Genomic DNA, 482 nt, shown 5'->3' with positions numbered 1-482 from the left:
GTTTACTGCAATAGCTTTTTGCAACCCTTTGCGGATACAATGAACGCGCGGATCGGGTAATTTGCCCGTTGAATATTTTTTATCGGCGTCCTCACACCACGTACTAAGTTTGCAACTGGAAATGCACCCAACACACTCGGCGCGATGAGATTTGATCTCCTTCGACTTTTCCTTGGACACAAAGATCAGTGTGTCATCAGGTGTACGCATGGGAATTGTAAACCCATCAGCAATCCAAGCATCAACCTTATCTATGTCCTCCGGAGAAACACCATAGTTATTGGCGGGCACACCGGGGCCTTGGATGGGTTCGTTCAGGAGGTTAGACCCTTTTTGGGCAAAAGGGACCTGCCGATTTGAACGCTCATATAATTCGCGCATCATGCCATTATTGTATGCCGATGAATAGAAACCGGTGGGGCTAAATTTGTTGAGGACTACATCCTCCTCTTTCATATCGAATAGAAGATTTTTCCACTCAT

Annotated in this window: 1 protein-coding gene; it reads right to left on the bottom strand. The window is 46.1% G+C overall.

The annotated features are described in order from the left end of the window. On the bottom strand, window positions 1-384 hold a 384-nt coding region (locus AB9F27_RS22065), incomplete at its 3' end, for a hypothetical protein (protein ID WP_369758228.1). Between the last annotated feature and the right edge of the window lie 98 nt (window positions 385-482).

The sequence above is a fragment of the Falsihalocynthiibacter sp. CO-5D18 genome, from assembly GCF_041205445.1.
Lineage (GTDB): Bacteria > Pseudomonadota > Alphaproteobacteria > Rhodobacterales > Rhodobacteraceae > Falsihalocynthiibacter > Falsihalocynthiibacter arcticus.
Note: the sequence above shows the minus strand (reverse complement) of the source record. Positions and strands in the feature narration are given on the sequence as shown.